Annotated in this window: 22 protein-coding genes; 6 read left to right on the top strand and 16 right to left on the bottom strand. The window is 69.9% G+C overall.

Annotation, left to right across the window (positions count from 1 at the left end; translation table 11 throughout):
- The first annotated feature begins 181 nt into the window (after window positions 1-181).
- Window positions 182-1,450, top strand: a complete 1,269-nt coding sequence (locus MWM45_RS10920) for a nicotinate phosphoribosyltransferase (protein WP_247829211.1) — start codon at window positions 182-184, stop codon at window positions 1,448-1,450.
- Window positions 1,447-2,073: an isochorismatase family protein gene (locus tag MWM45_RS10925; protein WP_247826464.1), complete on the top strand. Its 627-nt coding sequence runs from the start codon at window positions 1,447-1,449 to the stop codon at window positions 2,071-2,073. The genes MWM45_RS10920 and MWM45_RS10925 overlap by 4 nt, the downstream gene beginning before the upstream one ends.
- Window positions 2,074-2,139: 66 nt before the next feature.
- On the opposite strand, the gene MWM45_RS10930 is transcribed toward MWM45_RS10925, so the two are convergent.
- From MWM45_RS10930 to MWM45_RS10940, 3 genes are all read right to left on the bottom strand, one after another.
- On the bottom strand, window positions 2,140-3,918 hold the full coding sequence (locus MWM45_RS10930) for a DEAD/DEAH box helicase (protein ID WP_043446037.1): 1,779 nt from the start codon (window positions 3,916-3,918) through the stop codon (window positions 2,140-2,142).
- Window positions 3,915-5,372 (bottom strand): MFS transporter, encoded by a 1,458-nt coding sequence (locus MWM45_RS10935; RefSeq protein WP_247826465.1) that lies wholly within the window; start codon window positions 5,370-5,372, stop codon window positions 3,915-3,917. Before MWM45_RS10935 ends, MWM45_RS10930 begins: the two co-directional genes overlap by 4 nt.
- Window positions 5,373-5,488: 116 nt before the next feature.
- Window positions 5,489-5,788, bottom strand: coding sequence for a DUF3039 domain-containing protein (locus tag MWM45_RS10940; RefSeq protein ID WP_043446040.1), 300 nt, complete (start codon window positions 5,786-5,788; stop codon window positions 5,489-5,491).
- Between the two features lie 170 nt (window positions 5,789-5,958).
- Here MWM45_RS10940 and MWM45_RS10945 point away from each other — a divergent pair, with 170 nt between their 5' ends.
- A complete protein-coding gene (locus MWM45_RS10945) occupies window positions 5,959-7,200 on the top strand; it encodes an HNH endonuclease (protein WP_247826466.1) in 1,242 nt (413 codons plus the stop codon).
- 27 nt (window positions 7,201-7,227) lie between these two features.
- Here MWM45_RS10945 and MWM45_RS10950 read toward each other — a convergent pair whose 3' ends face one another.
- The 7 genes from MWM45_RS10950 to MWM45_RS10980 all read right to left on the bottom strand — a co-directional run bounded on the left by MWM45_RS10950 (window position 7,228) and on the right by MWM45_RS10980 (window position 15,419).
- Entirely contained in the window at window positions 7,228-7,893 is a 666-nt protein-coding gene (locus tag MWM45_RS10950; RefSeq protein WP_247826467.1) for a PKD domain-containing protein, read from the bottom strand.
- A gap of 308 nt (window positions 7,894-8,201) precedes the next feature.
- Window positions 8,202-8,873, bottom strand: a complete 672-nt coding sequence (locus MWM45_RS10955; protein WP_247826468.1) for a DUF6318 family protein — start codon at window positions 8,871-8,873, stop codon at window positions 8,202-8,204.
- A 176-nt stretch (window positions 8,874-9,049) separates the two neighbouring features.
- Entirely contained in the window at window positions 9,050-10,615 is a 1,566-nt protein-coding gene (locus MWM45_RS10960; protein WP_247826469.1) for a transporter, read from the bottom strand.
- Window positions 10,597-11,406 carry an ABC transporter ATP-binding protein gene (locus MWM45_RS10965; protein WP_247826470.1) on the bottom strand — a complete coding sequence of 270 codons (810 nt, stop codon included), beginning with the start codon at window positions 11,404-11,406 and terminating at the stop codon, window positions 10,597-10,599. Before MWM45_RS10965 ends, MWM45_RS10960 begins: the two co-directional genes overlap by 19 nt.
- A 62-nt stretch (window positions 11,407-11,468) precedes the next feature.
- Window positions 11,469-12,581 (bottom strand): NADH:flavin oxidoreductase/NADH oxidase, encoded by a 1,113-nt coding sequence (locus MWM45_RS10970; RefSeq protein ID WP_247826471.1) that lies wholly within the window; start codon window positions 12,579-12,581, stop codon window positions 11,469-11,471.
- A 64-nt stretch (window positions 12,582-12,645) separates the two neighbouring features.
- Window positions 12,646-13,602: a tetratricopeptide repeat protein gene (locus MWM45_RS10975; protein WP_247826472.1), complete on the bottom strand. Its 957-nt coding sequence runs from the start codon at window positions 13,600-13,602 to the stop codon at window positions 12,646-12,648.
- 68 nt (window positions 13,603-13,670) lie between these two features.
- A complete protein-coding gene (locus MWM45_RS10980) occupies window positions 13,671-15,419 on the bottom strand; it encodes a DUF8094 domain-containing protein (protein ID WP_247826473.1) in 1,749 nt (582 codons plus the stop codon).
- A 285-nt stretch (window positions 15,420-15,704) separates the two neighbouring features.
- Between MWM45_RS10980 and MWM45_RS10985 the strand changes: the two genes are divergently transcribed.
- The gene (locus MWM45_RS10985; protein WP_418909686.1) at window positions 15,705-17,024 is read left to right on the top strand and encodes an AI-2E family transporter; all 1,320 of its coding nucleotides are present in this window, start codon (window positions 15,705-15,707) and stop codon (window positions 17,022-17,024) included.
- A 39-nt stretch (window positions 17,025-17,063) separates the two neighbouring features.
- Here the strand turns inward: MWM45_RS10985 and MWM45_RS10990 are convergent, their stop codons facing one another.
- A complete protein-coding gene (locus MWM45_RS10990; protein ID WP_247826474.1) occupies window positions 17,064-17,876 on the bottom strand; it encodes an alpha/beta hydrolase in 813 nt (270 codons plus the stop codon).
- A gap of 64 nt (window positions 17,877-17,940) precedes the next feature.
- Window positions 17,941-18,264 carry a hypothetical protein gene (locus MWM45_RS10995; protein ID WP_043446056.1) on the bottom strand — a complete coding sequence of 108 codons (324 nt, stop codon included), beginning with the start codon at window positions 18,262-18,264 and terminating at the stop codon, window positions 17,941-17,943.
- 96 nt (window positions 18,265-18,360) lie between these two features.
- Between MWM45_RS10995 and nucS the strand changes: the two genes are divergently transcribed.
- Window positions 18,361-19,056: an endonuclease NucS gene (nucS, locus tag MWM45_RS11000; RefSeq protein WP_199276230.1), complete on the top strand. Its 696-nt coding sequence runs from the start codon at window positions 18,361-18,363 to the stop codon at window positions 19,054-19,056.
- A 41-nt stretch (window positions 19,057-19,097) separates the two neighbouring features.
- On the top strand, window positions 19,098-20,309 hold the full coding sequence (locus MWM45_RS11005; RefSeq protein WP_247826475.1) for an N-acetylglucosamine-6-phosphate deacetylase: 1,212 nt from the start codon (window positions 19,098-19,100) through the stop codon (window positions 20,307-20,309).
- A gap of 36 nt (window positions 20,310-20,345) precedes the next feature.
- On the opposite strand, the gene MWM45_RS11010 is transcribed toward MWM45_RS11005, so the two are convergent.
- The 4 genes from MWM45_RS11010 to MWM45_RS11025 form a co-directional block, all read right to left on the bottom strand.
- Window positions 20,346-20,777 carry a DUF2550 domain-containing protein gene (locus tag MWM45_RS11010; RefSeq protein WP_247826476.1) on the bottom strand — a complete coding sequence of 144 codons (432 nt, stop codon included), beginning with the start codon at window positions 20,775-20,777 and terminating at the stop codon, window positions 20,346-20,348.
- Between the two features lie 10 nt (window positions 20,778-20,787).
- Complete coding sequence (locus MWM45_RS11015; RefSeq protein ID WP_043446068.1) at window positions 20,788-21,081, bottom strand: F0F1 ATP synthase subunit epsilon; 294 nt, start codon at window positions 21,079-21,081, stop codon at window positions 20,788-20,790.
- Window positions 21,082-21,086: 5 nt separating this feature from the next.
- Window positions 21,087-22,550, bottom strand: coding sequence for a F0F1 ATP synthase subunit beta (gene atpD, locus MWM45_RS11020; protein ID WP_247826477.1), 1,464 nt, complete (start codon window positions 22,548-22,550; stop codon window positions 21,087-21,089).
- An 85-nt stretch (window positions 22,551-22,635) separates the two neighbouring features.
- Window positions 22,636-23,529 carry a F0F1 ATP synthase subunit gamma gene (locus tag MWM45_RS11025; protein ID WP_043446075.1) on the bottom strand — a complete coding sequence of 298 codons (894 nt, stop codon included), beginning with the start codon at window positions 23,527-23,529 and terminating at the stop codon, window positions 22,636-22,638.
- Window positions 23,530-23,590: the final 61 nt, after the last annotated feature.

Raw genomic sequence — 23,590 nt, forward strand, 5'->3', positions numbered from 1 at the left:
GCGCCATTCTAGGGCGGCTCGCCCGCACCGGGTGGCCGGGTACTCTCTCGGCGGACGCCCGGCTATCGTTTTCAGGGTGACCGATGCCCTGACCACGAACCCGCCGGCCGCTGCCGGTCCCACACCGCCGGCGGTGACCGCGCCGAACAGTGCGCTCTTCACCGACCAGTACGAACTCACCATGCTGCAGGCCTCGCTGCACTCGGGTGCGGCCCACCGCCGTTCCGTGTTCGAGGCCTTCGCGCGGCGCCTCCCGGCGGGTCGCCGCTACGGCGTCGTCGCGGGCACGGGCCGGCTGCTGGAGGCGCTGGCCGCCTTCCGGTTCGACGACCCGCAGCTCGCGTTCCTCAGCGACCACCGGATCGTGGACGACGCCACGCTCGCCTGGCTCGCCGACTTCCGCTTCACCGGGTCGATCTCCGGGTACGCGGAGGGCGAGGCCTACTTCCCGAACTCCCCCATCCTGACGGTGGAGTCGACGTTCGCGGAGGCCTGCATCCTCGAGACGCTCATCCTCTCGATCCTGAACCACGACAGCGCCATCGCCTCGGCGGCCTCCCGCATGACGGGAGCCGCGGCGGGACGCCCGTGCATCGAGATGGGATCGCGCCGCACGCACGAGGAATCCGCCGTCGCCGCCGCCCGCGCCGCGATCATCGGCGGCTTCGCCAGCACGTCCAACCTCGAGGCCGGCCGGCGGTACGGCGTGCCCACGGTGGGTACGGCCGCGCACTCCTTCACGCTCCTCCACGACTCCGAGCGGGCGGCCTTCGAGGCGCAGGTCGCCGCCTTCGGGTGCGGCACCTCGCTGCTGGTGGACACGTACGACGTCGAACAGGGCGTCCGCACGGCCGTCGAGGTGGCGGGCCCGGAGCTGGGCGCCGTCCGCCTGGACTCCGGCGACCTCGTGGCCCAGGCGCGGTGGGTGCGCGAACTGCTCGACGACCTCGGCAACCACACCACCAAGATCGTGGTGACCTCCGACCTCGACGAGTTCGCCATCGGGCTGCTCGCCTCGGCGCCCGTCGACTCCTACGGCGTCGGCACCTCCCTCGTGACCGGTTCCGGCGCGCCGACCGCCGGCATGGTCTACAAACTCGTGAGCCGGCAGGACGACAGCGGCAGGTTCGTGTCCGTCGCGAAGGCGGCCAAGAACAAGGCCTCGGTCGGCGGGCACAAGCTCGCACTGCGCCGCCTCGACGAGCACGGCAGGGCGCAGGCCGAGATCGTGGGCATCGGCATCACCCCGGCCGACGACGGCAACGACCGCCCGCTGACGCAGCAGTTCGTCACCGACGGCGTCGTCCTGCCCGGCTGGACCGGGCCGGAGGCCGTCACCCGCGCCGCCGAGCAGCACCTGCGCTCCATCGCCGAACTGCCGGGAGCCGTCCGGCGGCTGCAGCGCGGCGAACCAGTCATCCCCACCGAGTACGAGGAGGCAGCATCATGACGCGCGCCCTGATCATCGTGGACGTCCAGAACGACTTCTGTGAGGGCGGTTCACTCGCCGTCGACGGCGGTGCGCAGGTGGCCGCCGACATCAGTGACCACATCGACGGGCAGGCTGCGCGGTACGACTACATCGTCGCCACGCAGGACTGGCACATCGATCCGGGGACCCACTTCTCGGAGACGCCCGACTTCGTCGACTCCTGGCCCGTCCACTGCGTCGCGGACACCAAGGGCTCCGACTTCCACCCGGACCTGGACACCGAGAGCATCGACGCGGTGTTCCGCAAGGGCCGGTTCGAGGCCGCCTACTCCGGCTTCGAGGGCGTCAAGGCTCCCGACGACGAGGTGCCGACGGGCGACCAGAAGCTCGGCGGCGCGGCCGTGGACAGCGGCGATGAGGATCCGAAGACCCTCGACGACTGGCTGCGGGACCACGACGTCGACGACGTGGTGGTCGTGGGCCTGGCGACGGACTACTGCGTGCGGGCGACCGCGCTGGACGCACTCCAGGCCGGCTACTCCGTCACCGTGCCGGTCGACCTCACGCGGGGCGTGCACGAGGACAAATCGGAGGAGACGCTCGACGAGCTGGAAGCCGCGGGCGCCGAGCTGGTCCGCTAGCTCCCTCACGGCGAAGGCCGGGCCGGTTCTCCCGGCCCGGCCTTCGCCGTCTTCCCTGCTTCCCGCCTACTTCTTGCCGATGAACCAGTCCTGCAGCTTCTGCAGGCGGCGCTGGAGCTGGTCCTCGTTGGCCTGCGCCACGGCGGGTCCGCCGCACTGGCGCCGCAGCTCCGTGTGGACCTGGCCGTGCGGCATCCCCGTGCGGGCCGCCCACGCCGAGACGTTCTTGGCCAGCTGGCCCCGCAGTTCGGTGAGCTGGCGGTGATCCACCACGAGCGGTTCGGCGGCGGGCGCTGCGGCCGGCCGGGACTTCCTGCGCGACTGCTGCTCCTGCTGGCGCTGGCGCAGCAGCTGGCCCACCTGGTCGGCGTCGAGCAGTCCCGGGATGCCCAGGAAGTCCTGCTCGTCCTCGCTGCCCATCTCGCCGCCGGTGCCGAACTCGCCGCCGTCGAAGAGGACGCGGTCGAAGGACGCCTGCGATTCGAGCGCCTCGAACTTCTGCTTGGTCAGGGAGTCCGAGGCCTTGTCCTCGCGGTTCGCGGCCTCCATGAGGGCGTCCTCGAGGCCGAACCCCTCGTCGTCTTTCTCGGGCCGGTCGAGCGCGTGGTCACGCTCGAGTTCGAGCTGGTTGGCCAGCGCCATCAGGTTGGGTACCGAGGGGAGGAAGATCGACGCCGTCTCCCCGCGCCGTCGCGCCCGGACGTACCGGCCCACGGCCTGGGCGAAGAACAGCGGAGTGGCCGTCGACGTCGCGTAGACGCCGACCGCGAGGCGCGGGACGTCGACGCCTTCGGACACCATGCGCACCGCGACCATCCAGCGCTTGTCCCCCGCGGAGAACTCCTCGATCTTCGAGGACGCCTTGGCGTCGTCGGACAGGATGACGGTCGGGGACTCCCCCGTGATCCGCTTGAGCTGGCCGGCGTAGGCGCGGGCGTCGTCGTGGTCCGTGGCGATGACGAGTCCGCCGGCGTCGTGCACGGTGCGCCGCACCTCGGTGAGCCGCTTGTCCGCGGCTGCGAGGACGGCGGGGATCCACTCGCCCGCCGGATTGAGTGCCGTCCGCCAGGCCTGGGCGGTGATGTCCTTCGTGACCGATGCCTCGCCGAGGGACGCCGCCATCTCCTCGCCCGCACTCGTGCGCCAGCGCATCTGGCCCGAGTAGGCCATGAACATGACGGGGCGGACCACGTGGTCCTTGAGGGCCTGGCCGTAGCCGTACGTGTAGTCGGCGCGGGAGCGGCGGATGCCGTCGCGGTCCTCGGCGTATTCCACGAACGGGATGGCCGCGGTGTCCGAGCGGAAGGGCGTCCCGGTGAGGGCGAGGCGGCGGGTCGCGGGCTCGAACGCCTCGCGGATGCCGTCGCCCCAGGAGAGGGCGTCGCCGCCGTGGTGGATCTCGTCGAGGATCACGAGCGTGCGGGCGGCCTCCGTCTTGGCGCGGTGCAGCATGGGCTTGCTCGCGACCTGCGCGTAGGTCACCGCGACACCGATGAACGCTCCGCCGTGGCGTCCGTCGGCGTTCTTGAAGTTGGGGTCGATCGAGAGTCCCACCCGCGCCGCGGCGTCCGCCCACTGGCGCTTGAGGTGATCGGTGGGGGCCACGACGGTGACCCGGTTGACGATGCCCCGCTCCACGAGCTCCGTCGCCACGCGGAGCGCGAAGGTGGTCTTGCCGGCACCGGGTGTGGCGACGGCGAGGAAGTCGCTCGGCGATTCCTGGAAGTACTTCTCCAGCGCCTCGCTCTGCCACTGGCGCAGCTTGGGGGCTGTCCCCCAGGCCGCGCGCTCCGGGTATGCGGGGGGCAGGGCTGCGCCGGCACCGAACAGGGTGTCACTACTCACGCCGGGACAGTACCTTCCATTGGCTTGCTGGGGGCGAGACCGGGGCCGTCACCTGATGACCGGGCCCCTCTCAGACCCGAAACTATACCTGCTGCCGTGAACACCCAGAGAGCCAGCCAGATCGCAACAAAGGTCGGGACGTGACCCGGGTCGGCGTCGTCGTGCAGGAGGGCGAAGAGGGCTCCCGCGCCCGCCGTGCCGACCACCCCGCCGAGCTGGTCGGAGATCTGCAGGGCTGCCGAATTGCGGCCCTGCTCGTTCGACGCCGAGAGTTTGAGCACCAGGACGGACGTACTGGAGAGCGTCATGCCCATGGCGAAGCCCGACAGCCCCCACACCACGGCCAGCACCCACAGCGGCGCCTCCACCGCCGTGGCCAGGGCGAAGCCGCCGAGGCTCAGGGACAGGATGGAGGACCCGGCGACCAGCAGCCACTGGCGGCGGAACGTCACGCGCGCCTGGACGAAGGATCCGGCACTCCATCCGAGCGCTCCGGCACTCAGGGTCAGGCCGGCCATCCCCGGGCTGACCTCGCGGGAGCTGACGAGCATGAGCGGGATGAAGGCCTCGGTGCCGAAGAACGCGACGTTGACGAAGCCGCGGGTGGCGATGATGCTCGGCAGGCCGCGCCCCAGGACCAGCGTGCCTTTCGGCAGGAGGGCGGGAAGCACGAGGAGGGCGACGACGACTCCGGCGGCCGCGAGGCTCACCAGCCCTGCCACCGTGGCACCGCCGGGATCCTCGGTGTCGGCGAGATGGACGAGTGACCACTGCGCGGCGAAGACACCGGACGCCAGCGCGAGCCCTCGCAGGGTGCGGGCCTTCGCCGATCCGGCGTCGGGGGCCTCGACCGGACCGAGGTCCCTCGTCTTCGGCCAGACGATGATCACCGCCGCGAGCACGATCGGCGCGACGCCGAGGAACACCCAGCGCCAGCCGACCTGCTCGGTCACGAACCCCGCCACCACCGGGCCGATCAGCGCCGGCAGGACCCAGGCGGCCGAAAGCCAGCCGAAGACCACGGGCCGCGCCTTCTCCGGGAAGGACCGGCCGATCACCACGTAGACCGCGACGATCATGAACCCGCCGCCCAGCCCCGAGATGGCACGGCCCACGGTCACGAGCCAGAAGGCGGGTGCGGCACCGGCTGCGAGCAGCCCGAGGATCATGAGGCCCAGGCCGACGGCGAGGGCGGGCCGGGGTCCCCTGCGGTCGCACCAGGAACCGGCGACGACGGTGCCGAGCAGCGACGCCGTCAGGTACATCGAGAAGGCCAGGCCGTAGCTCGACTCCCCCGAGAGCTCACGGGCCACCGAGGGCATGGCGGTCACCACGGCCATCGCCTCGAAGGCCGCGCACGTGATGATCGCCAGGATCCCGATGGTCAGGGGCCGCAGTTCGGGCGACATCGCCCGTCCCGTCGCGCCCGCGGACGTACTCGCGGCCTTGCTCATGTCACCTCGGGTTCAGGTCGGGGCGCGTCCGCCGCGGGGTGCGGGTTGCTCCCTTCGGGACGCGCCAGTGGCGCCGACCAGGGGCCGGCGCGGTGGGACGCGCCGGCCGGGCGCCGTCAGTCCTTCGGCTTGTCCTTGCCCGGGCGAAGACCGTTGTAGATCTCCTTGCACTCGGGGCATACGGGGAACTTCTCGGGATCGCGTCCGGGCGTCCACACCTTGCCGCAGAGCGCGATCACGGGCTCGCCGGTGAAGGCGGACTCCATGATCTTCTCCTTGCGGACATAGTGCGCGAAGCGCTCTGCGTCGCCGGGCTCCACCTCCTGGCGGACTTCCTCACGCTCGATGGTCGCAGTCGAACCGCCGGTGCCGGGATCGCGTGGATCGTTTGCAAAGGGATCAGCAGGCATAGTCATGGCGCCAGTCTATCGCCCGGCCCCTGCGGCTTCGAGGTGGCTCGCTCGCATTCCCCGGATATCGGCATCCGGAGTACGTCCACCGGCCCTCGGGATCGCATTGTCCGGAGCCCTGATCGTGCGATCCTGGCCGCCACCATAATGTCGGTGGTGGGCGGGAGAATATGTTCATGAGGACGTCAGCGGAATACGAGAGGGAACTCGATCGGATATCCGCTCGGATCACCGGGCTGAGCGCCGAGAAAGCGCGGATCGACGCCGAACTCGCCGCGAGCACCGAGGAATTGAGGAAAGTCTTCGAAACGAAGATGATGGAGCATTTCTGGCCCGGCCGGCCCGGGCCCCACCGCACCAACCTCGCCGACACCACCACCGCCACGGAGATCGCGTGCCTGCTGCGCATCTCCGAACGCGCCGCGCACCGCCTGGTCCAGTACTCGGCCCTGCTGGTCAACTACCACCCCCGGACGCTCACCGCCCTTCGCGACGGCGCGATCTCCTGGCCGCACGCGACCACGCTCCTGCACGAATACCTCGGCCTGCCGCACCACGCCGCCACCCGTCTCGAAGAGGCACTGCTGCCCATCGCGGCGGACACCACGGTGCCCCGCCTGAGCTACCGGGCCCGCCGGCTCCGCACCCAACTCCACCCCGAAGCCCTCGAGAAGCGCGCCCGCGCCGCGGTTCATGGACGGCGCGTGGACCTCGAACCCGCCGACGACGCCATGGCCTGGCTCCACGTCCACCTGCCGGCCACCGACGCCGCAGCGATCGATGCCAGGCTCACCCACACGGCTCGCACCCTCCAGAGGCCCACCGAACCCCGGACGCTCCCCCAGCTGCGGGTCGACGTCCTCACCGACCTCCTCCTCAGCGACTCCGCGCGCCCGGACCACGCCGACCAGCCCGATTCGAGTTCGGCGGACGGGTACCGGATCCGGGCGCACATCAACGTCACGGTCCCGGTCCTCACCCTGCTCGGTGTCGACGACGCCCCGGCGGACCTGGAAGGCTACGGGCCCATCCCGGCCGACATCGCCCGCCGGCTCGCGGCACACGCACCCTCGTTCACGCGGCTCCTCACCCACCCCGAGACCGGAGCGGTGCTCAGCGTCGGGCGCAACACCTACACCGTCCCCGCGGACCTGAAGAAGTGGTTGCGGGTCCGCGACCGCACGTGCCGACACCCGGGGTGCGGCATCCCCGCGGCCCGGTGCGAACTGGACCACACCACACCCTGGTCCCACGGCGGACCCACCAGCCACGAGAACCTCGCCCACCTCTGCCGCAAGCACCACATGCTCAAGAGCGAGGGCCTTTGGCACTACGACCAACCCACCCCGGGTACCCTCGTCGCCACGTCGCCGGGCGGCCGGACCTACGCCTGCGACCCAGAGCCTCCGCCCTTCTGACCCGGGACCTCGGACGCGGCGTACTGGTCACCGGGTGGGAGCCTCGCAGCCGATCCCTCGGGGATTCTCGATGCAGTTCTCGCTCACGTTGTGCCCTTCGGTGCGCCAGATACTCATGAGGTGGGGCTCCGACACGACCGCGGCTTCACCGGCGACCGGCTGGAAGGGCCCGCCGTCCACCGAGTAGTCGCCGGCGAAGAACGTGGTCAGCGTCAGGTCGAAGTCGCCGGTCCGTGCGTACTGGTGACTCGTGGGCGTCTGTGTGTCGAAGGCGGTACCGGCCACCGGGCCTCCGGGGGAGGTCGTTGTCGCACTGGTGCCGTCGCCGTAGTTCCACTGATAGGACACCGGGCGGGCTTTGAGTACGATCTCGGCGTCCTGGAACTCGAAGGTGAACTCCTGCTCCCGCGCCTGCGCGTAGATGTTGGAGTGAGCGTTCCGGAGCCCGAAGTTCGACGGCTGCGACACGATGGTCGCCGCCAGGACGGGCTGCTTCTGGAACTCTTCGAGGGTGATCACGATCGGTGCTTCTTCGGCAACCTCCGCTCCCTCGACGGGCGGCGCAGGAGGCTCACCGGGATACATGCACGACGACCTGCCGGTCGGAGTCCGCGTTGCGGGCTGCACGTTGTTGTTGATCTCGATCCAGTTGACGAGGATCCCATCGTCCTGGGTGTCACACTGGGCGTCCATGCGGGGACACGTCTCCGGATCCAGGACGCTCCCGGCGCCGGCAGTGCAGGCGCGGACGTAGGTGTAGGAGATCCCGTCGCTTACTGGCAGGACAACGGACTCAGCAGCTAGGGCTGGCTTGGTAGGAACGTCTGCCTTCAGAGATCCGGGGCGCTCACTTCGTGAATGATTCTTTCCGATGAAGTTATTTCCCGAAGTCTCAACAACCGGTAGTGGATCGTCTAATGCGTTCGCGGCCATTGGTTGATCCATGACTCCAGCAAGAACGACCGAGCTCAAGAGTGCGGGGAGAACTCTGAATCTTCTCATTACGAAGTTCCTTCGGGTGCTCCATAATCGAGAATTATCCATTTGCCCTCTTCGTAAAGGGCATTTATAACGTCAAATGCTGGCGGATCTTGAGTTGGGACAGTTCTGAGCACTGATCCATCTTTATCAAAGTATTCAATTTTTGACTGTCTATTCTCAACGTACGCTGTTATCGACCCGCTGGTCGTGGATTCGAAAGTGGTGTCGAAAGAAATTACTTGAACCTCTGCTCCACGCACCCAACGGCCCTGCCCATAAAGTTCGTTGACGGCTGACTTGATGCTTGAACAAGTGCGACAGCCAGAATCGGTCTTTTCATCTAACTGCTTCCAGTCGTTTGTGATGTAGGAATAGCTCAGCAGCTCAAACCAGTACTCCGTGAAGGCCTCGAGACCCTCGGGCGTGTTCTCGTCGGCGAGCGCGGGCTTCACGGGAACGGGGATGTTGGCGGCCGGACCGGCCGATGACGCCGGTGATGGTTCAGGCGTGGCCGAGGGCCGCGCGGATGCTTCAGCCGCCGTGGGCGCAGCCGAGGACGACGGCGGAGCGGAGGTCCGGCCGGGTGCGGCGTCCGCATCGTTCTGGCATCCGGTCAGCAGCACCAGGGCCGCTGCCGCCCCGGCAAGAATCGGTGCTGATCGTCGACGGCTCTCTGCACGCACAGGAAACACGCAACTCCCCCATCACTCGGCCGGTCTCGCCGGAATGGGCCTCAGCATAGCCCTCGGCACTGCGCCGTCTGAAGGTTATGCACAAGTGAAAGGTGCCGTGGGACTACGCGATCCGGGCCACTCTTGTCAGGGCGATCCGAGGGGCCTAAGGTACGCGCGGAGCGGAGTCCTACCTCTCAGCGGTTCGCCGAGACCGCCAGCAGCAGTTCAGGCGCCCGGCGGTCGTACCACCGGCCTCCGGCCCTGATACCGACCACCAGGAGGGCCCCGCCGAGGATCAGCCCGACCAGCAGGCTCAGCCAGCCGTACAGTGCGTCACCGGTCACGAAGTAGACGATCGTCAGGACGATCTCCGGCAGCACCAGCAGCAGCATGACGATCCAGCCGAGGAACTGCACGGCGAACATGAGGAAGTTCGTCCCCGGCGGTGTCTTGAAGGCGCTCTCGCCCGGGAGCGGCACGTTGTAGGTGTACCGCGCGGACACGAGGCTCGAGAGCCCGGTCCCCGTCAGCAGCAGGCCGATCGACAGGCCCAGCATCACCGGGAGGTCCTCCAGCCGCCCCGAGAACAGCAGCGGCGCCGCCGTGAGCACCAGGGTGACCGGCAGCGCGAACACCAGCAGTGCGAGCGCCCGGCCCAGGCGGTCGTCTCGCCCGCTGACTCCCGTGGAGAGGTGCAGGCTGAAGGCGGTGTTGTCGTAGGAGATGTCGGCGGAGATGGACCAGGCCAGCAGGAACGCCGTGATGGGACCGAGGAACGCGAGGACCCCGCCCTGGGGGCCGCCCGAGATGACCAGCAGCACGGCGATGAACGGGATGGCCACCAGGGAGGCGAAGTAGCGCGGATCCCGCTGCCAGTACGTCAGGGCCCGGGCGGCCACGGCGCCGGCGGGTGTGGCCGGGAAACGGCCGAGCCAGCCGATGTTCCCGCCCGCCCGCTTGGTCACGGCGTTGTAGGGAGGGGTGACGAGCGCGTGGCTGAGGCTGCGGCTCCACAGCACGAGGAACAGGCCCAGCGTCGCGAGGCCGATCAGGAAGCGGAGCGCCGCGACCCCCGCATCGCCGGCGGCGACGTCGGCCGGTGCGGCCCAGAGCGCACCCAGCGGCGTCCAGGCGAGGACATCGGCCAGTGTGGCGGCGAAGCCGGGAGAGTTCTGGAAGCCTGCCGTCACTCCCCCGATGATCGGTCCGAGGAAGATCAGCGGGATGAAGGCGACGATGCCGTTGATGTCCTTGAACCTGCGCGAGCCGGTCATGGAGGACACCGCCGTCGTCACGAGGCGCGAGGCGACCACGCACAGCAGGACGGCCACCAGCCCGCACACCAGCGCGGTCGCCGCCGCGGCCGGGTACCGGATCCAGGTGAACACCTGCGCCAGGGCGGCGATGAGGGTCACCACACCGGGGATGCCCACGATCCCGCCGAGCACGAGCCCCGTGAGGAGCTGCCGCTGCGGGATGGCGAACGTCACGAACCGGGCGGGGTCCAGCGTCATGTCGATGCCGGTCGCGGCGATCGGGATCACGATCCACCCGAGCACGACGGCGGATCCGCCGATCACGAGGACGGTCCGGATGAGCTCGGGGTCCGCTGCGCCGAGGAACGCGAGCCCGACGACGACGGTCCCCAGGATGCCGAGCCCGTACAGGCCGCCGAGGATCACGCCGACCAGCTGCGCGGTACTCCGCTTGAGCGAGTTGCGCAGGAGGAGGAGCTTCAGCTTCAGGAGGTCCGCAACCACGACAACCCCTCCGACGTGTTGCGGCCACCGACGAGCTCCACGAAGCGGTCCTCCAGGGTCGCGTCGCCGCGGACCTCGTCGACCGTCCCTGCGGCGAGGACGGTGCCTGCGGCGATGACGGCGACGTGGTCGCACATGCGCTGCACGAGGTCCATGACGTGGCTGGAGACGATGACCGAGCCGCCGGACTCCACGTAGCCGGCCAGGATGTCGCGGATGTTCGCTGCCGAGACCGGATCGACCGACTCGAACGGCTCGTCGAGGACCAGCAGCCGGGGCGCATGGATGAGGGCGGAGGCGAGGGCGATCTTCTTGGTCATGCCCGCCGAGTAGTCGACCACGAGCGTGCCGGCGTCGCCGGCGAGGTCCAGCGCACGGAGCAGGTCGCCGGTCCGTTCGGCCACGGTCTCACGGTCCATGCCCCGCAGCAGGCCGGCGTAGGTGACCAGCTGCTCACCCGTCAGCCGGTCGAAGAGCCGGACGCCGTCGGGCAGGATGCCCATGAGCTTCTTGGCCTCCAGCGGCTGGCCCCAGACGTCGACGCCGTGGACGAACACCTGCCCGAAATCGGGACGGAGCAGCCCCGTCGCCATCGAGAGGGTCGTGGTCTTGCCGGCGCCGTTCGGGCCGACGAGCCCGTAGAAGGACCCCTGAGGGACCTCGAGGCTCACACCGTCGACGGCGATCTTCTCGCCGAAGCGCTTGGCCAGCCCGCGGATGCTGAGGGCGGCACTGCCGGCCCTCCCCCGGGGTTCGTTCTCAGCAGATGGCAACGGCACAGGGGAACTCATGGTCCCACGCTAACAACGCGCCGCTGCGCCGATCGTCATCCCAAAGGAGGAAAAGGGCGTCGTCAGTAGGACCCGGCACGCTCGTACTGGGGTGCGGGCACCAGCTCGTGTCCGAGCTCCTGGGCGGCGCGCATCCACCAGTGCGGGTCGCGCAGGGCGGCCCGCGCGATGAGTACGACGTCGGCCCGCTCGCCGCGGATGATCTCCTCCGCCTGGCGTGCATCGCTGATCAGGCCGACGGCGCCGGTCGGGACGCCGGAGGTGCGCACCTCCTCGGCGAGCGATACCTGGTAGCCCGGCCCCACGGGGATGGAGGCGGCCGGGACCGCACCGCCGGAGGACACGTCGACGAGATCGACGCCCTCCTCGGCCGCCCGCTTCGCCAGTCGGGCGGAGGCGTCGCCGTCGAGCCCGCCCTCGGTCCAGTCGGACGCCGAGATGCGCAGCAGGAGGGGCATGCCCTCCGGGATGGCGCGGCGGACCGCGCGGACCACCTCGAGCGTGAGCCGGAACCGGGCCTCCTCCGAGCCGCCCCAGCCGTCGGTCCGCGTGTTGACCAGGGGCGAGAGGAACTGGTGCAGCAGGTAGCCGTGCGCGGCATGGATCTCCATGGTGTCGAAGCCGGCGTCGACGGCGAGCGCGGCGGCGGCGCCGAAGTCGCGGATGACCTGGTGGATGTCCTCCTCGGTCATCGCCCGCGGCGCGGCATACGCACCGAACGCCTCGTCCGTGGGGCCGAGGGCCTGCCAGCCGCCGTCGGCCTCCGGCACCGAGTCCCGCTTGCCGCTGAACGGCCAGTACGTGGACGCCTTCCGGCCGGCATGGGCCAGCTGGACCGCGGTCTTCGTGCCGACGGCGCCGTGCTCGTGGATGAAGTCATTGATCCGCCGCCACGCATCGGCCTGCTCCTGCGTGTGGATGCCGGCGTCCCGCGGGGTGATCATTCCCTCGTGGCTGACGGCGGCCGCCTCCGTGATGACGAGTGCCGCACCGCCGAGCGCGAACTGCCCGAGGTGCACCAGGTGCCAGTCGGTCGGGACGCCGGGTGAGCCGACGGGATCGCACGAGTACTGGCACATCGCCGCGACCCAGCCGCGGTGCGGCAGCTCGAGGGAGCGGAGCGTCATCGGATCGAACAGGCCAGGGGCACCGGCCGGGGAAGCTGCGGGAGTCATCGTGGTCCTCGGGGGTGGGGAGCGGAGCGGCCGGGGGCCCGGCAGGGCACCCCGGCAGGAGCGTCTAGAACAGGGCCCGGGCCAGCGCGCTGCGCGCCTTCGTCACGCGCGGGTCCGTGACGCCGACGACGTCGAACAGCTCCAGCAGGCGCTTGCGGGCCGCGTCGCGGTCCTCGCCGGAGGTCCGGCCGATGAAGGCGATGATGCGGCCGAACGCGTCCTCGACATGCCCGCCCGTCAGGTCCAGGTCGGCAACGGCCAGCTGGGCCTCCAGGGCGTCGGGCTCGTCGGCCCCGCGCTGACGGACCTCGGCGGCGTCGAGGTCCTGGATGCGCTCCATGAGTTCCACCTGCGCGAGTCCGGCCTTCGCGTCGGCGTCGGCCGGCTGCTCCGCGAGCGCCCGGCGGTAGGCTGCCGCAGCGGCGCCGTAGTCGCCGCGCTCGATCGCGTCGAACGCCTCCTGGTGCAGGGGCGGCAGCGGCGGCTCCTCCGCATCGGCCGGACCGGGCTGGGAGCCGTCGTTGAGCGTGCCGGTCACCCCGTTCGCCTCGGCGACCTTCATCAGCTCGTCGAGGTAGGCGCGGATCTGGGGCTCCGGCAGGAGGCCCTCGAAGAGGGGGACGGGCTGGCCCTTCACCACGGCGACGACCGTCGGTGCGCCCTGCGCCTGGAAGGCCTGCGCGATCTGCGGCTGCGCCTGGAGATCGACGTTGGCGAGCAGGATCCGGCCGTCGGACTCGACGGCGGCGGCCTCCAGCACGGCGGTCACCTGGGTGGACTGGTCGCTGTAGGTGGCGCGGAGGTTGACCACCACCGGCACCTGCGACGACAGCTGCACGAGCTGCGGGAAGGTCTGTTCCGTCACCTCCACGATGTACGGGCTGGGCCCCGCGGCGGTCTGCCGGGCCGCGGCCGGCCGTGCGGCCGCATCCGCGCGTGCCTTGAGTGCGGAGAGGTCGACCGCTCCCCGCAGGTTCATGCTCGACGGCGGCATTCCGCCCCGCTGTGCTGGTGTGGACAATGCTCTGCCTTTCTGTGGCTGCTACTGGTGGACCCGGGAGGGAGAAGCCGGGAGGGGTAGGGCGCGGGTCAGCGGAGGGTGGCCGACAGCAACTGCTGGGCGGCACCGATGACCCGGATCTTATCCTCGCTGCCCGCGGGCGGTACGTACATCATGACGGCCTCGCCGTAGTTGACGTCGATGCCCTTCTCGCTGACGGCTTTCCCGGTCAGCGCCTGGTACACCGTGCCCTTCAGGTCGATCGTGTCGCCGCTGGCCTTCGGGACGCTCGAATAGGTGTGGGTGAGGTACCCGAAGACCATCGCCCCGCCGTCGCCCGTCATGAGGGCCTGCGTCTGGTCCTCCTGGGCCGCGTGCGTGAAGGTGATCGTCGCGGCCTTGTTGCCCGGATCCGCGACCACGCCGTCCTGGAACCCGGTGATCGCCTCGGCGAAGGAGTTCTCCTCGAACGTCTCCGCCTCGGGGCCCGAGGGCTTCGTGAGGAAGTCGGCGATGGATGCCACGGAGGCCTGCGGTGCACTCGCGAGAGTACCCGGGTCGTCGACCGGCACGGTCCCGGTGGCGCCCGGAGCCGGCGGCGAGGGGAACGTGCTGCCCGGCAGCATCTGCACGGCCGAGGTCAGCCGGTAGTTCTCCCGCGGTGTCTCCTGGACCAGCAGGAGCGCCTGAGGCACCGGGTTGTCCTCGCCCTGCGTCAGGGCGACGATCGTCCGTGGCCACCCGGTGCCCGTGGGGACCATATCGAGCAGGAGCGGCGACGCGGCGACGGGCGCGGGTGCCGCGGCGTCCGTGTCCTTGGCACGCACCGCATAGGCACCGGTGCGGAGGTCCAGGGCTGCGCCGTCGGCCCGGGGGGCGAGGAGGGTCGCGTCGGAGGCGGCATCGGCGTCGGCCACCGTGGACGCGACGGCTCGGAGGATGCGGTCGAGCTGGATGTCGAGGACGACGGGCGGCCCGCTGGCCTCGCTGCCCGCCGACGGCGCCCCGTTGGCGGCTGCCGTGGAGGACGGCGCGGGCGACGGCGTCGTCGTCGCCGCCGTCGAGGGAGCGACGCCCAGGAGCGATCCGGACCCGACCAGGCCCGCGACGAGGAGGACCGCGCCCGGGGCGGCGATGCGGGAGGCCCCGCCGGGGGCGGTGATGCGGGAGGCCCCGCCGGGGGTGCCCGCCGGAGCCTGCCGGCGGGCGTAGGCGCGCGTGCCCTCGACGGCGTCGGGCCGGTGCCCGTTCCCGGGGCGGCGGGGCGGGAGGAGGAGGAGCGCGACGCCGAGCACGATGACGAGCGCGCCGCCGATGATGAGCGGCAGGGCGAAGGGGGTGGACTGGTCGTTGGGGGTGGTGACGGACACCTGCGTGGGGGCGGGCGCTTCGCCGTCGGCCGCGAGCAGGATGGACCAGTCGCCCTCGGTGGGCTCGGTCCACCGGTAGGTCAGCGATCCGTCGCCGGATTCCTCCGCGATCCACAGATCGCTGCCGCTCGGATCGGGGACCGAGTCCTCACCCTCCGAGAATCCGGAGTCCAGCGTCTGCCCACCGAGCCCCGTGACGCTCAGGTGGGCTGCGTCGCCCACCCACGCCTCGACGTCGGAGGCACGCCCGACGGCGAGGGTGAAGGGACCGTCGGCCTCGACCGTGACCTCGACCGGGCCGTCGCCGGCTCCCCGGGCACCGGGCTCGATCACCGTGACGGGTCCGGCCTGGGCGTCCTGCGCCACGCCGGCGGTGACGGTCTCGGCGGGAGCCCAGACGGTCCGCTGTCCGATGCCGAGGAGCATCAGCAGGAGTCCTGCCACGATGATCGGTACTGCTGTCTTCACGCGCACTGGTTGCCTATCGTTGTCCGTGACGGCGGACCGCGTGGCCCGGTCCGCTCTGATTCCGCTCCGGTGGTCCGGCGCGGCGACCCATGCCGCTGCGGGCCCACCCAGGAATAGTTCCTCAATGGTAACGAAAATCGTCCCGGCCGATCCCGCCGCACACGGGCCGGGGCCACCCTGACCGTCATCCGTCAACAACTGGTCGTCCGGCACCCGGCTGTTAGGGTTTCGCTAGTCCTCCCTCCCGCGGTCGGGACACCGCGCACGTGAAAGCAGAGCCCTTCGTTGACAGACCCCCAGGACGTCCCGGTCGACCAGCCGCTCCCACGGCCCGAGCCGGCCGCGAACGGCAGCGACGAACGGCCCTCCGACGATCAGGCGCCGGCGGCCGAGCGGCCGTCGTCGACGTGGCGCTCCCTCTTCACCCTCGCGCGGCGTTCGCTCCCGTCCGCCCAGCCGCGCCCCCGTTTCGAGTTCCCGCCGGAGGTGGAGCCGGCCGAGGTCGCGGTGGACCATGACGTCTCGCTGGCCGACGAACGCCTGAAGTTCGGAGGCAACAACGCGCCGACCATGCGCGCGCATCCCATCCACTTCGGCTTCATGATGAGTGTCGGCGTCGGGCTCGCCCTGCTCGCCTTCTTCATCATCACCAATGTCGGCCAGCTCCTGGTGTGGATCGGGGCGGCGCTCTTCATCGCCCTCGGGCTGGACCCGATCGTCCGCTGGCTGGAGACGAAGTACGTCCCGAGGCCCGCCGGTATCGCCGTCTCCGTCCTGCTCCTCATGGGGGTGGTCATCGGGTTCTTCGCGCTGCTCATCCCGACCATCGTGAGTCAGACCTCGCAGATCGTCGACCGCGCGCCGGGCTATGCGAACAGCTTCCTCAATTCGGAGTTCTTCACCAGCGTCGACCGGCAGTTCCAGGTCCGCGAGCGCGTCAGCTCCGAGATCGACAAGTTCTTCGCCAACAGCGAGGCCGTGGGCGGGATCTTCGGGGGCGTCCTCGGGGTGGGGACGGTGATCGTCAACGGGCTCTTCGGAGCGCTGGTGATCCTGGTCCTCGCCCTCTACTTCCTCGCGTCCCTGCCGGGCATGAAGAAGTGGGCGTACCGGCTGGCCCCGCGCTCCCGGAGGCCCCGCGTCGAGGTGCTCTCGGAGGAGATCACGCGCAGCGTGGGTCTCTACGTCATCGGCCAGGCGTGCGTGGCGCTGCTCAACGGCACCTTCGCCTTCATCGTCATGTCGCTCGCGGGGGTGCCGTTCTCCGTGCTGCTGACGTTCGTCGTCGTGCTCCTGGCCTTCATCCCGCTGATCGGCGCCGCCACCGCCGCCGTCATCGTCTCCCTGATCGCCCTGACCGTGGGCTGGCAGACCGCCCTGCTGTTCGCGATCCCGTACGTCGCCTACCTGCAGTTCGAGGCGTACTTCATCTCCCCGCGCATCATGCAGCGTGCCGTCGCGGTGCCCGGCGCGGTCGCGGTGATCGCGGTCATCGCGGGCGGCAGCCTCCTCGGCGTCCTCGGCGCGCTGATCGCCATCCCGACGGCGGCCGCCGTGATGCTGCTGCTCAAGGAAGTGTTCATCGCCCGCCAGGACCGCCAGTAGCCCTGGCCGCCGCCCTGCAGGCTCGCGGGGAGGGCGTGCTCAGCGCGTCGGCAGCGCGGACGGCGCGACGGCGGCCGGGCCCGTCCACTGCGTGGGCAGCGGGAGCTCCACGTCGGGGCGGACGACGCCGACGATCTCGTTGAGGGCGCGCGCCGCGTACTTCTCCCCCACCCAGAGGTGCTTCGCCCCGTCGATGCCCGTGACGTCGGCCTGAGGAACACGGGAGAACCGCTCGGTGGCGGCCGCGGGCATCAGGTAGTCGTCGAACTCCGGCACCAGCACCTTCAAGGGCAGGCCGCTCGCACCCCATGCGTCGAGGTCGGCGTCGTCCGCGCGGTGCAGCGGAGGCGACAGCAGGATGGCCCCCTCGACGAGTTCGGCCACCGGATCCTGGGCGCCGTACTTCAGGCACAGCTCGGTGCCGAAGGACCAGCCCACGAGCCAGATGTGGTGCAGTCCCTGCGCCACCACCCAGTCGACCGCCGCCTGGAGGTCCAGCCGCTCGCCGTCGCCGCCGTCGAACTCGCCGTCGCTGCACCCTCGCGGGGAGCACGTGCCGCGCGTGTTGAAGCGCAGGACGGCGATGTCGGCGAGGGCGGGCAGGCGGAAGGACGCCTTCCTGTAGACGTGGGAGTCCATGAAGCCGCCGTGCGTGGGCAGCGGGTGGAGCGTCACGAGGGTCGCCGTCGGGGTACGCCTGCCGGCCGGCGCGGCGAACTCCCCCACGAGGGTCAGTCCGTCCGCGGTATGCAGCTCGATCTCCCGCCGATCGGCGGGGAGGACGGTGGACGCGCGGATCTCGATCGGCTCGTCGCTGGTGGTGAAGGTGTAGTCGGTGGTGTCGCTCGCCATGCTCCCCAGTCTAGGTCGGGCCGGACGGGTGCCCGGCGCGCGAGACCCGTGGGGGCGCACCGGGTCAGTAGCGGAAGCTGCGCGTCTGCCAGCACCGCACGTGCCAGTGGCGGCGCTCGGCCAGCGCGGTCTGCGGACCGAACAGCGAGTCCTCCCGCCAGACGACGAGGTGCGCGATCCCCGGCAGGATGAACGAGTGGCAGCCCGGGCAGGTGTAGGTCTTGGCGGCATTGCGCTCCGTGATGCGGCGCACCGACCACTCGCCGTCGGGCGCGCTCTCACGGCTGGGGATACCCGCCCGGGCGCGCTCGAGGTCCGGTTCGGGCGGCGGGGTCCACTTGCTCCGCGCGCCACCACCGGGCCGGCTGGGTCGGTTGGAACGGGGCACGGCTCCAGTCTGCCATCCGGCCGGGGCCGCGGCGGTTCCGCCGTGAGCCGCTCCACGAATCATGCGCTGCGCCCTCCGCCCGGTAGAGTCGTTCCCGTGCGTCTCGTCATTGCCCGTTGCTCCGTCGACTACATCGGCCGCCTCCGCGCCCATCTCCCCCTGGCCACCCGGCTCCTCATGGTGAAGTCGGACGGTTCGGTGCTCGTGCACTCCGACGGCGGCTCCTACAAGCCCCTGAACTGGATGAGTCCGCCGGCGAGCCTGCGCGTGAGCGCGCCCGACGACGCCGACCGCGCCGAGGGCATCACCGAGGTGTGGACCGTGCAGCACGCCAAGAGCGACGACCGGCTCGTCATCAACATCCGTGAACACCTGCACGATTCCTCCCACGACCTCGGCGTGGACCCCGGCCTCGTCAAGGACGGTGTGGAAGCCGACCTCCAACGCCTCCTCGCCGAGCAGATCGAGCTGCTCGGGGCGGGGTTCACGCTGATCCGGCGTGAGTACATGACGGCCATCGGCCCCGTGGACATCCTCGCGCGCGATGCACAGGGCCGTACGGTGGCGATCGAGCTGAAGCGCCGCGGGGACATCGACGGCGTGGAGCAGCTCACCCGCTACCTCGAGCTGCTGAACCGCGACCCGCTCATGTCCCCCGTCCGCGGTGTGTTCGCCGCCCAGCAGATCAAGCCCCAGGCACGGGTCCTGGCCACGGACCGCGGTATCGACTGCCTGACGCTGGACTACGACGCCATGCGCGGGGTCGACGACAGCGCATCCCGCCTCTTCTAGGTCTTCTAGGGAGGCAGGCCCCGGCGCCCTACACTCGGACCATGGCTCTCTCCAGCAGAACGCCCACCGCCCTGTCCGGACGCATGGTGACCGGGACGGGGATCATCGACGACGCCGTGCTGCGCTGGCAGGGCTCGCGCATCACCGAGGCGGGGACGGCACACGGCGGCGACGCACCCGCGGAACGGCTGCCGGAGGGATACCTCATCCTGCCGGGGCTCATCGATCTGCACTGCCACGGCGCCGGCGGCGGCGACTTCACCTCGGGTTCGGATGCCGACATCGCCGCCGCGGCGGCCCATCTGCACCGCAGTGGTTCGACGACGGTGCTCGCGAGCACGTGTGCCGCACCGCTGGAGGACCTCGAGGCCGCCTTCGGCCGGCTCGCCGCGGCCACGGAGGCGGGACTGGTCGCCGGCATCCATGCCGAGGGTCCGTTCCTGTCGAAGGATCGCAGCGGCGCCCACGATCCGGCCTTCCTCATCCTGCCCACCCAGGAGGACGTCTCCCGTCTCGTCACCGCCGGGCGTGGGCATCTCGCCTCCATGACCTACGCCCCGGAACTGCCCGGCAGCGACGTCCTGGTCTTCGAGCTCGTGATGCACGGGGTCATCCCCTCGATCGGGCACACGGACAGTTCCACCGAGGAGACCTCGGCCGCCCTGGACCTCGTCAACGAGGAGCTCGCCTCGACCGGCTTCGCGGGGTTCAGCGGGCGCCCGACGGCGACGCACCTGTTCAACGCGATGCCCGGGATCCATCACCGTTCGCCCGGGCCGGTCCCCCTGCTGCTGCAGCGGGCGCGCGCCGGGGAGATCGCCGTCGAGCTCATCGCCGACAACGTCCATCTCCACCCGGAGACCGTCAGGATGGCCTTCACGATCGCGGGCTCCGAGAACATCTGCCTCGTGAGCGACTCCACCGCCGCAGCGGGCCGTGCATCCGGTGACTTCCGCCTCGGGCAGGCCGCCATCACCGTCGTCGACGGCGCAGCCGTGCTCACGGCCTCGGGTGTCCTCGCCGGTGGTGCCGGGAGTCTCCTGGACATCGTCCGGTGCACGGTGGAGGCGGGGGTCGACGTCGTCGACGCGGTGCGCGCGGCGACCGCCGTGCCCGCGATCGTGCTGGGGCTCGGCGACGAGGTGGGCAGCCTCCACGGGGGGCTGCGCGCGGACGCCGTCGTGGTCACGCCCGATCTTCAGCTCAAGGGCGTGCTGCGCAACGGGACGTGGGTCAGGCCGCTCGAGGACTGAGGCCGACGCCCGGAGGATCGGGGCGCGGGACCGACGTCAGCGCCAGGTCCCGATGCCGATGACCGGGCCGGCCTCGATCCAGGAGGAGAGTCCCGCGTACACGTCGTAGCGCATCGCGAGGTCGAACGGCTCGCCCTCATGGGCCAGCTGGACGATGATCGCACCCGGTTGGATCCGCACCCGTTCTGCTTCCGTGGGTGCACGCCAGCCCTCGACCTCGAGGGAGCTCCGCAGGAACCGGAACTTCGGGACAGGGCTGAGCGAGAGCAGGCTGAGCCATTCCAGGTGATTGTCCGTATAACGACAAACCCCCACCCGCCATCCCTGGGGAGGGAGGCGGATGGAGGCGTCGAACGTGCCGAGGGCACGGTTCAGCTGGTACCGACGGAGGAGGAATGCTCCGATCACGAGCACGAGCAGGCCGAAGACGACCGCAAGGCAGATGAACGTCACACCCAGTGCCTCCATGCTGGGAGGCCTAGACGGATTCCGGCGTCACCGAACCGCCGACCTTGGCGTTGTCCGCCACGATCACCACGCGGTTGGAATCGACCGAGAAGAAACCTCCATCCACGCCGACCACCAGGCGCTCGCCACTGACCGGCTCCACGGAGATCTCGCCGGCCTCGAGGATCGCGAGGATCGGTGAGTGTCCGGGAAGGATCCCGATCTGCCCGTTCGACGTGCGTGCATTGACCTTGCGCGCCGCGCCCGACCACACGAAGTGGTCGGCCGCGACAACTTCGACCTCGAGTTCGCCCTGTGATGCCATGGGCGTTACTTACCGGTCTGCTGTTGGATCTTGGCCCACTGGCGCTCGACGTCGTCGAGTCCGCCGATGTTGAAGAACGCCTGCTCCGCGATGTGGTCGAGGTCGCCGTTGCAGATGGCCGAGAAGCCCTCGATGGTGTCCTTGATGGAGACCGTCGAACCCTCGACGCCGGTGAACTGCTTGGCGGTGTAGGTGTTCTGCGAGAGGAACTGCTGGATGCGGCGCGCACGCGCGACGATGACCTTGTCCTCTTCGCTGAGCTCGTCGATGCCGAGGATCGCGATGATGTCCTGCAGTTCCTTGTTCTTCTGCAGGATCTGCTTCACGCGGACGGCCGTGTTGTAGTGGTCGTGGCCGATGTACTGCGGGTCCAGGATGCGCGAGGTCGACGCGAGGGGGTCCACGGCCGGGTACAGGCCACGGGACGCGATCTCGCGGGAGAGCTCGGTGGTCGCATCGAGGTGCGCGAACGTGGTCGCCGGAGCCGGGTCGGTGTAGTCGTCGGCGGGGACGTAGATCGCCTGCATCGAGGTGATCGAGTGGCCCTTGGTCGAGGTGATGCGCTCCTGCAGGAGGCCCATCTCGTCGGCCAGGTTCGGCTGGTAGCCCACGGCGGACGGCATGCGGCCCAGCAGGGTCGACACCTCGGAACCCGCCTGCGTGAACCGGAAGATGTTGTCGATGAAGAGCAGCACGTCCTGGTTCTGCACATCACGGAAGTACTCCGCCATGGTCAGGGCCGAGAGCGCCACGCGGAGGCGCGTTCCGGGCGGCTCGTCCATCTGGCCGAAGACGAGCGCGGTGTCCTTGAGGACGCCCGCCTCTTCCATCTCCACCCAGAGGTCGTTGCCCTCACGGGTACGCTCGCCGACACCGGCGAACACCGAGGTGCCACCGAAGTTGCGGGCCACACGCGTGATCATCTCCTGGATGAGCACGGTCTTGCCGACACCGGCGCCACCGAACAGGCCGATCTTGCCGCCCTTGATGTACGGCGTCAGAAGGTCGATGACCTTGATGCCGGTCTCGAGCATCTCCGTGGAGCCCTCGAGGGAGGCGAAGGCCGGGGGCTTGCGGTGGATGGGCCAGCGCTCGGTGATCTGCAGTTCCGACTCGTCGACGTCGAGCGGCTTGCCCAGGACGTTGAAGATGTGTCCCTTGACGCCGTCGCCGACGGGCACGGAGATCGCCGCTCCGGTGTCCTGCACCACGGTCCCCCGGACGAGGCCGTCGGTGGCCTGCAGGGAGATGGCGCGCACGAGGTTGTCGCCGAGGTGCTGCGAGACCTCGAAGGTGATCAGGCGGGTCTCACCGCCGAGGGTGATCTCGGTGGTGAGGGCGTTGTACATTGCGGGGATTGCGTCGGCCGGGAACTCGACGTCGACAACCGGGCCGATGACACGTGCAATACGGCCGGTGGCGCCGGGGGCAACTGAGTCCGTACCGTGTTCAACAGTCTGGGCAGTCATCTCTCTCACTTCATTTACGTAGATGGCGTGGAACTAAGTCTAGCTGTGCACCCGGCGCCCTCGAGGACCCGGATGGGGAGGTGCGTCAGGAGGCGTTCAGCGCGTCCGCGCCGGCCACGATCTCCGAGAGCTCCTGGGTGATCTCGGCCTGACGGGCAGTGTTGCGCAGGCGCGTGTACTTCTTGATCAGCTCCGTCGCGTTGTCACCCGCGGACTTCATCGCCCGCTGGCGGGCGGCGAGCTCGCTGGCCGCTGCCTGCAGCATGGCGGCGAAGATGCGCGATTCGATGTACCGCGGCAGGAGGGCGTCCAGGACCTGTTCGGGCTCCGGCTCGTACTCGTACAGCGGCAGGAGGTCACCCTCCTGGGTCACTTCCTCCTCCACGACCTCGAGCGGGAGCAGGCGCATGACCGACGGCTCCTGCACGACCATGGAGCGGAACTTCGTGTAGACGACGTGGATCTCGTCCACTCCGCCGTCCTCGTAGTCCTTCAGGAATGCAGCCAGCAGCGCCTCGCCGACCTCGCGTGCCGTGTCGAACTCGGGGGCGTCGGTGGAACCCGTCCAGACCTTCTCGTAGTCACGGCCGCGGAAATCGAAGTACACCTGGGACTTCCGGCCCACCAGGAAGGCCTGGATCTCCTTGCCCTCCGATCGGAGCGTCTCGAAGAGACCCTCCGCCTGCTTGAGCGCACTGGCCGAGTACGACCCGGCGAGACCACGATCCGAGGTCATCACCAGGACGGCGGCACGACGGACCTCACCGTGCTCGGTGGTCAGCGGGTGGTCGATCTCCGACTGCGACGATACGGCCGAAACGGCACGGGTGATCGCGTTGGCGTACGGCAGTGCCGCCGCGACACGCGAGCGCGCCTTGCCGATGCGAGAAGTCGCGATCAGCTCCATCGCCTTGAAGATCTTCCGCGTCGACGTGGTCGAGGCGATCTTCTGGCGGTAGACCCGGATCTGGGCTCCCATTCTTGTCCTTTCCTTCGCCCCCGCTACGGGAAGCGATCAGGCCAGGGTCCTGCCGACGGGA

Origin of the sequence: Arthrobacter antioxidans (assembly GCF_023100725.1) — a bacterium.
Lineage (GTDB): Bacteria > Actinomycetota > Actinomycetes > Actinomycetales > Micrococcaceae > Arthrobacter_D > Arthrobacter_D antioxidans.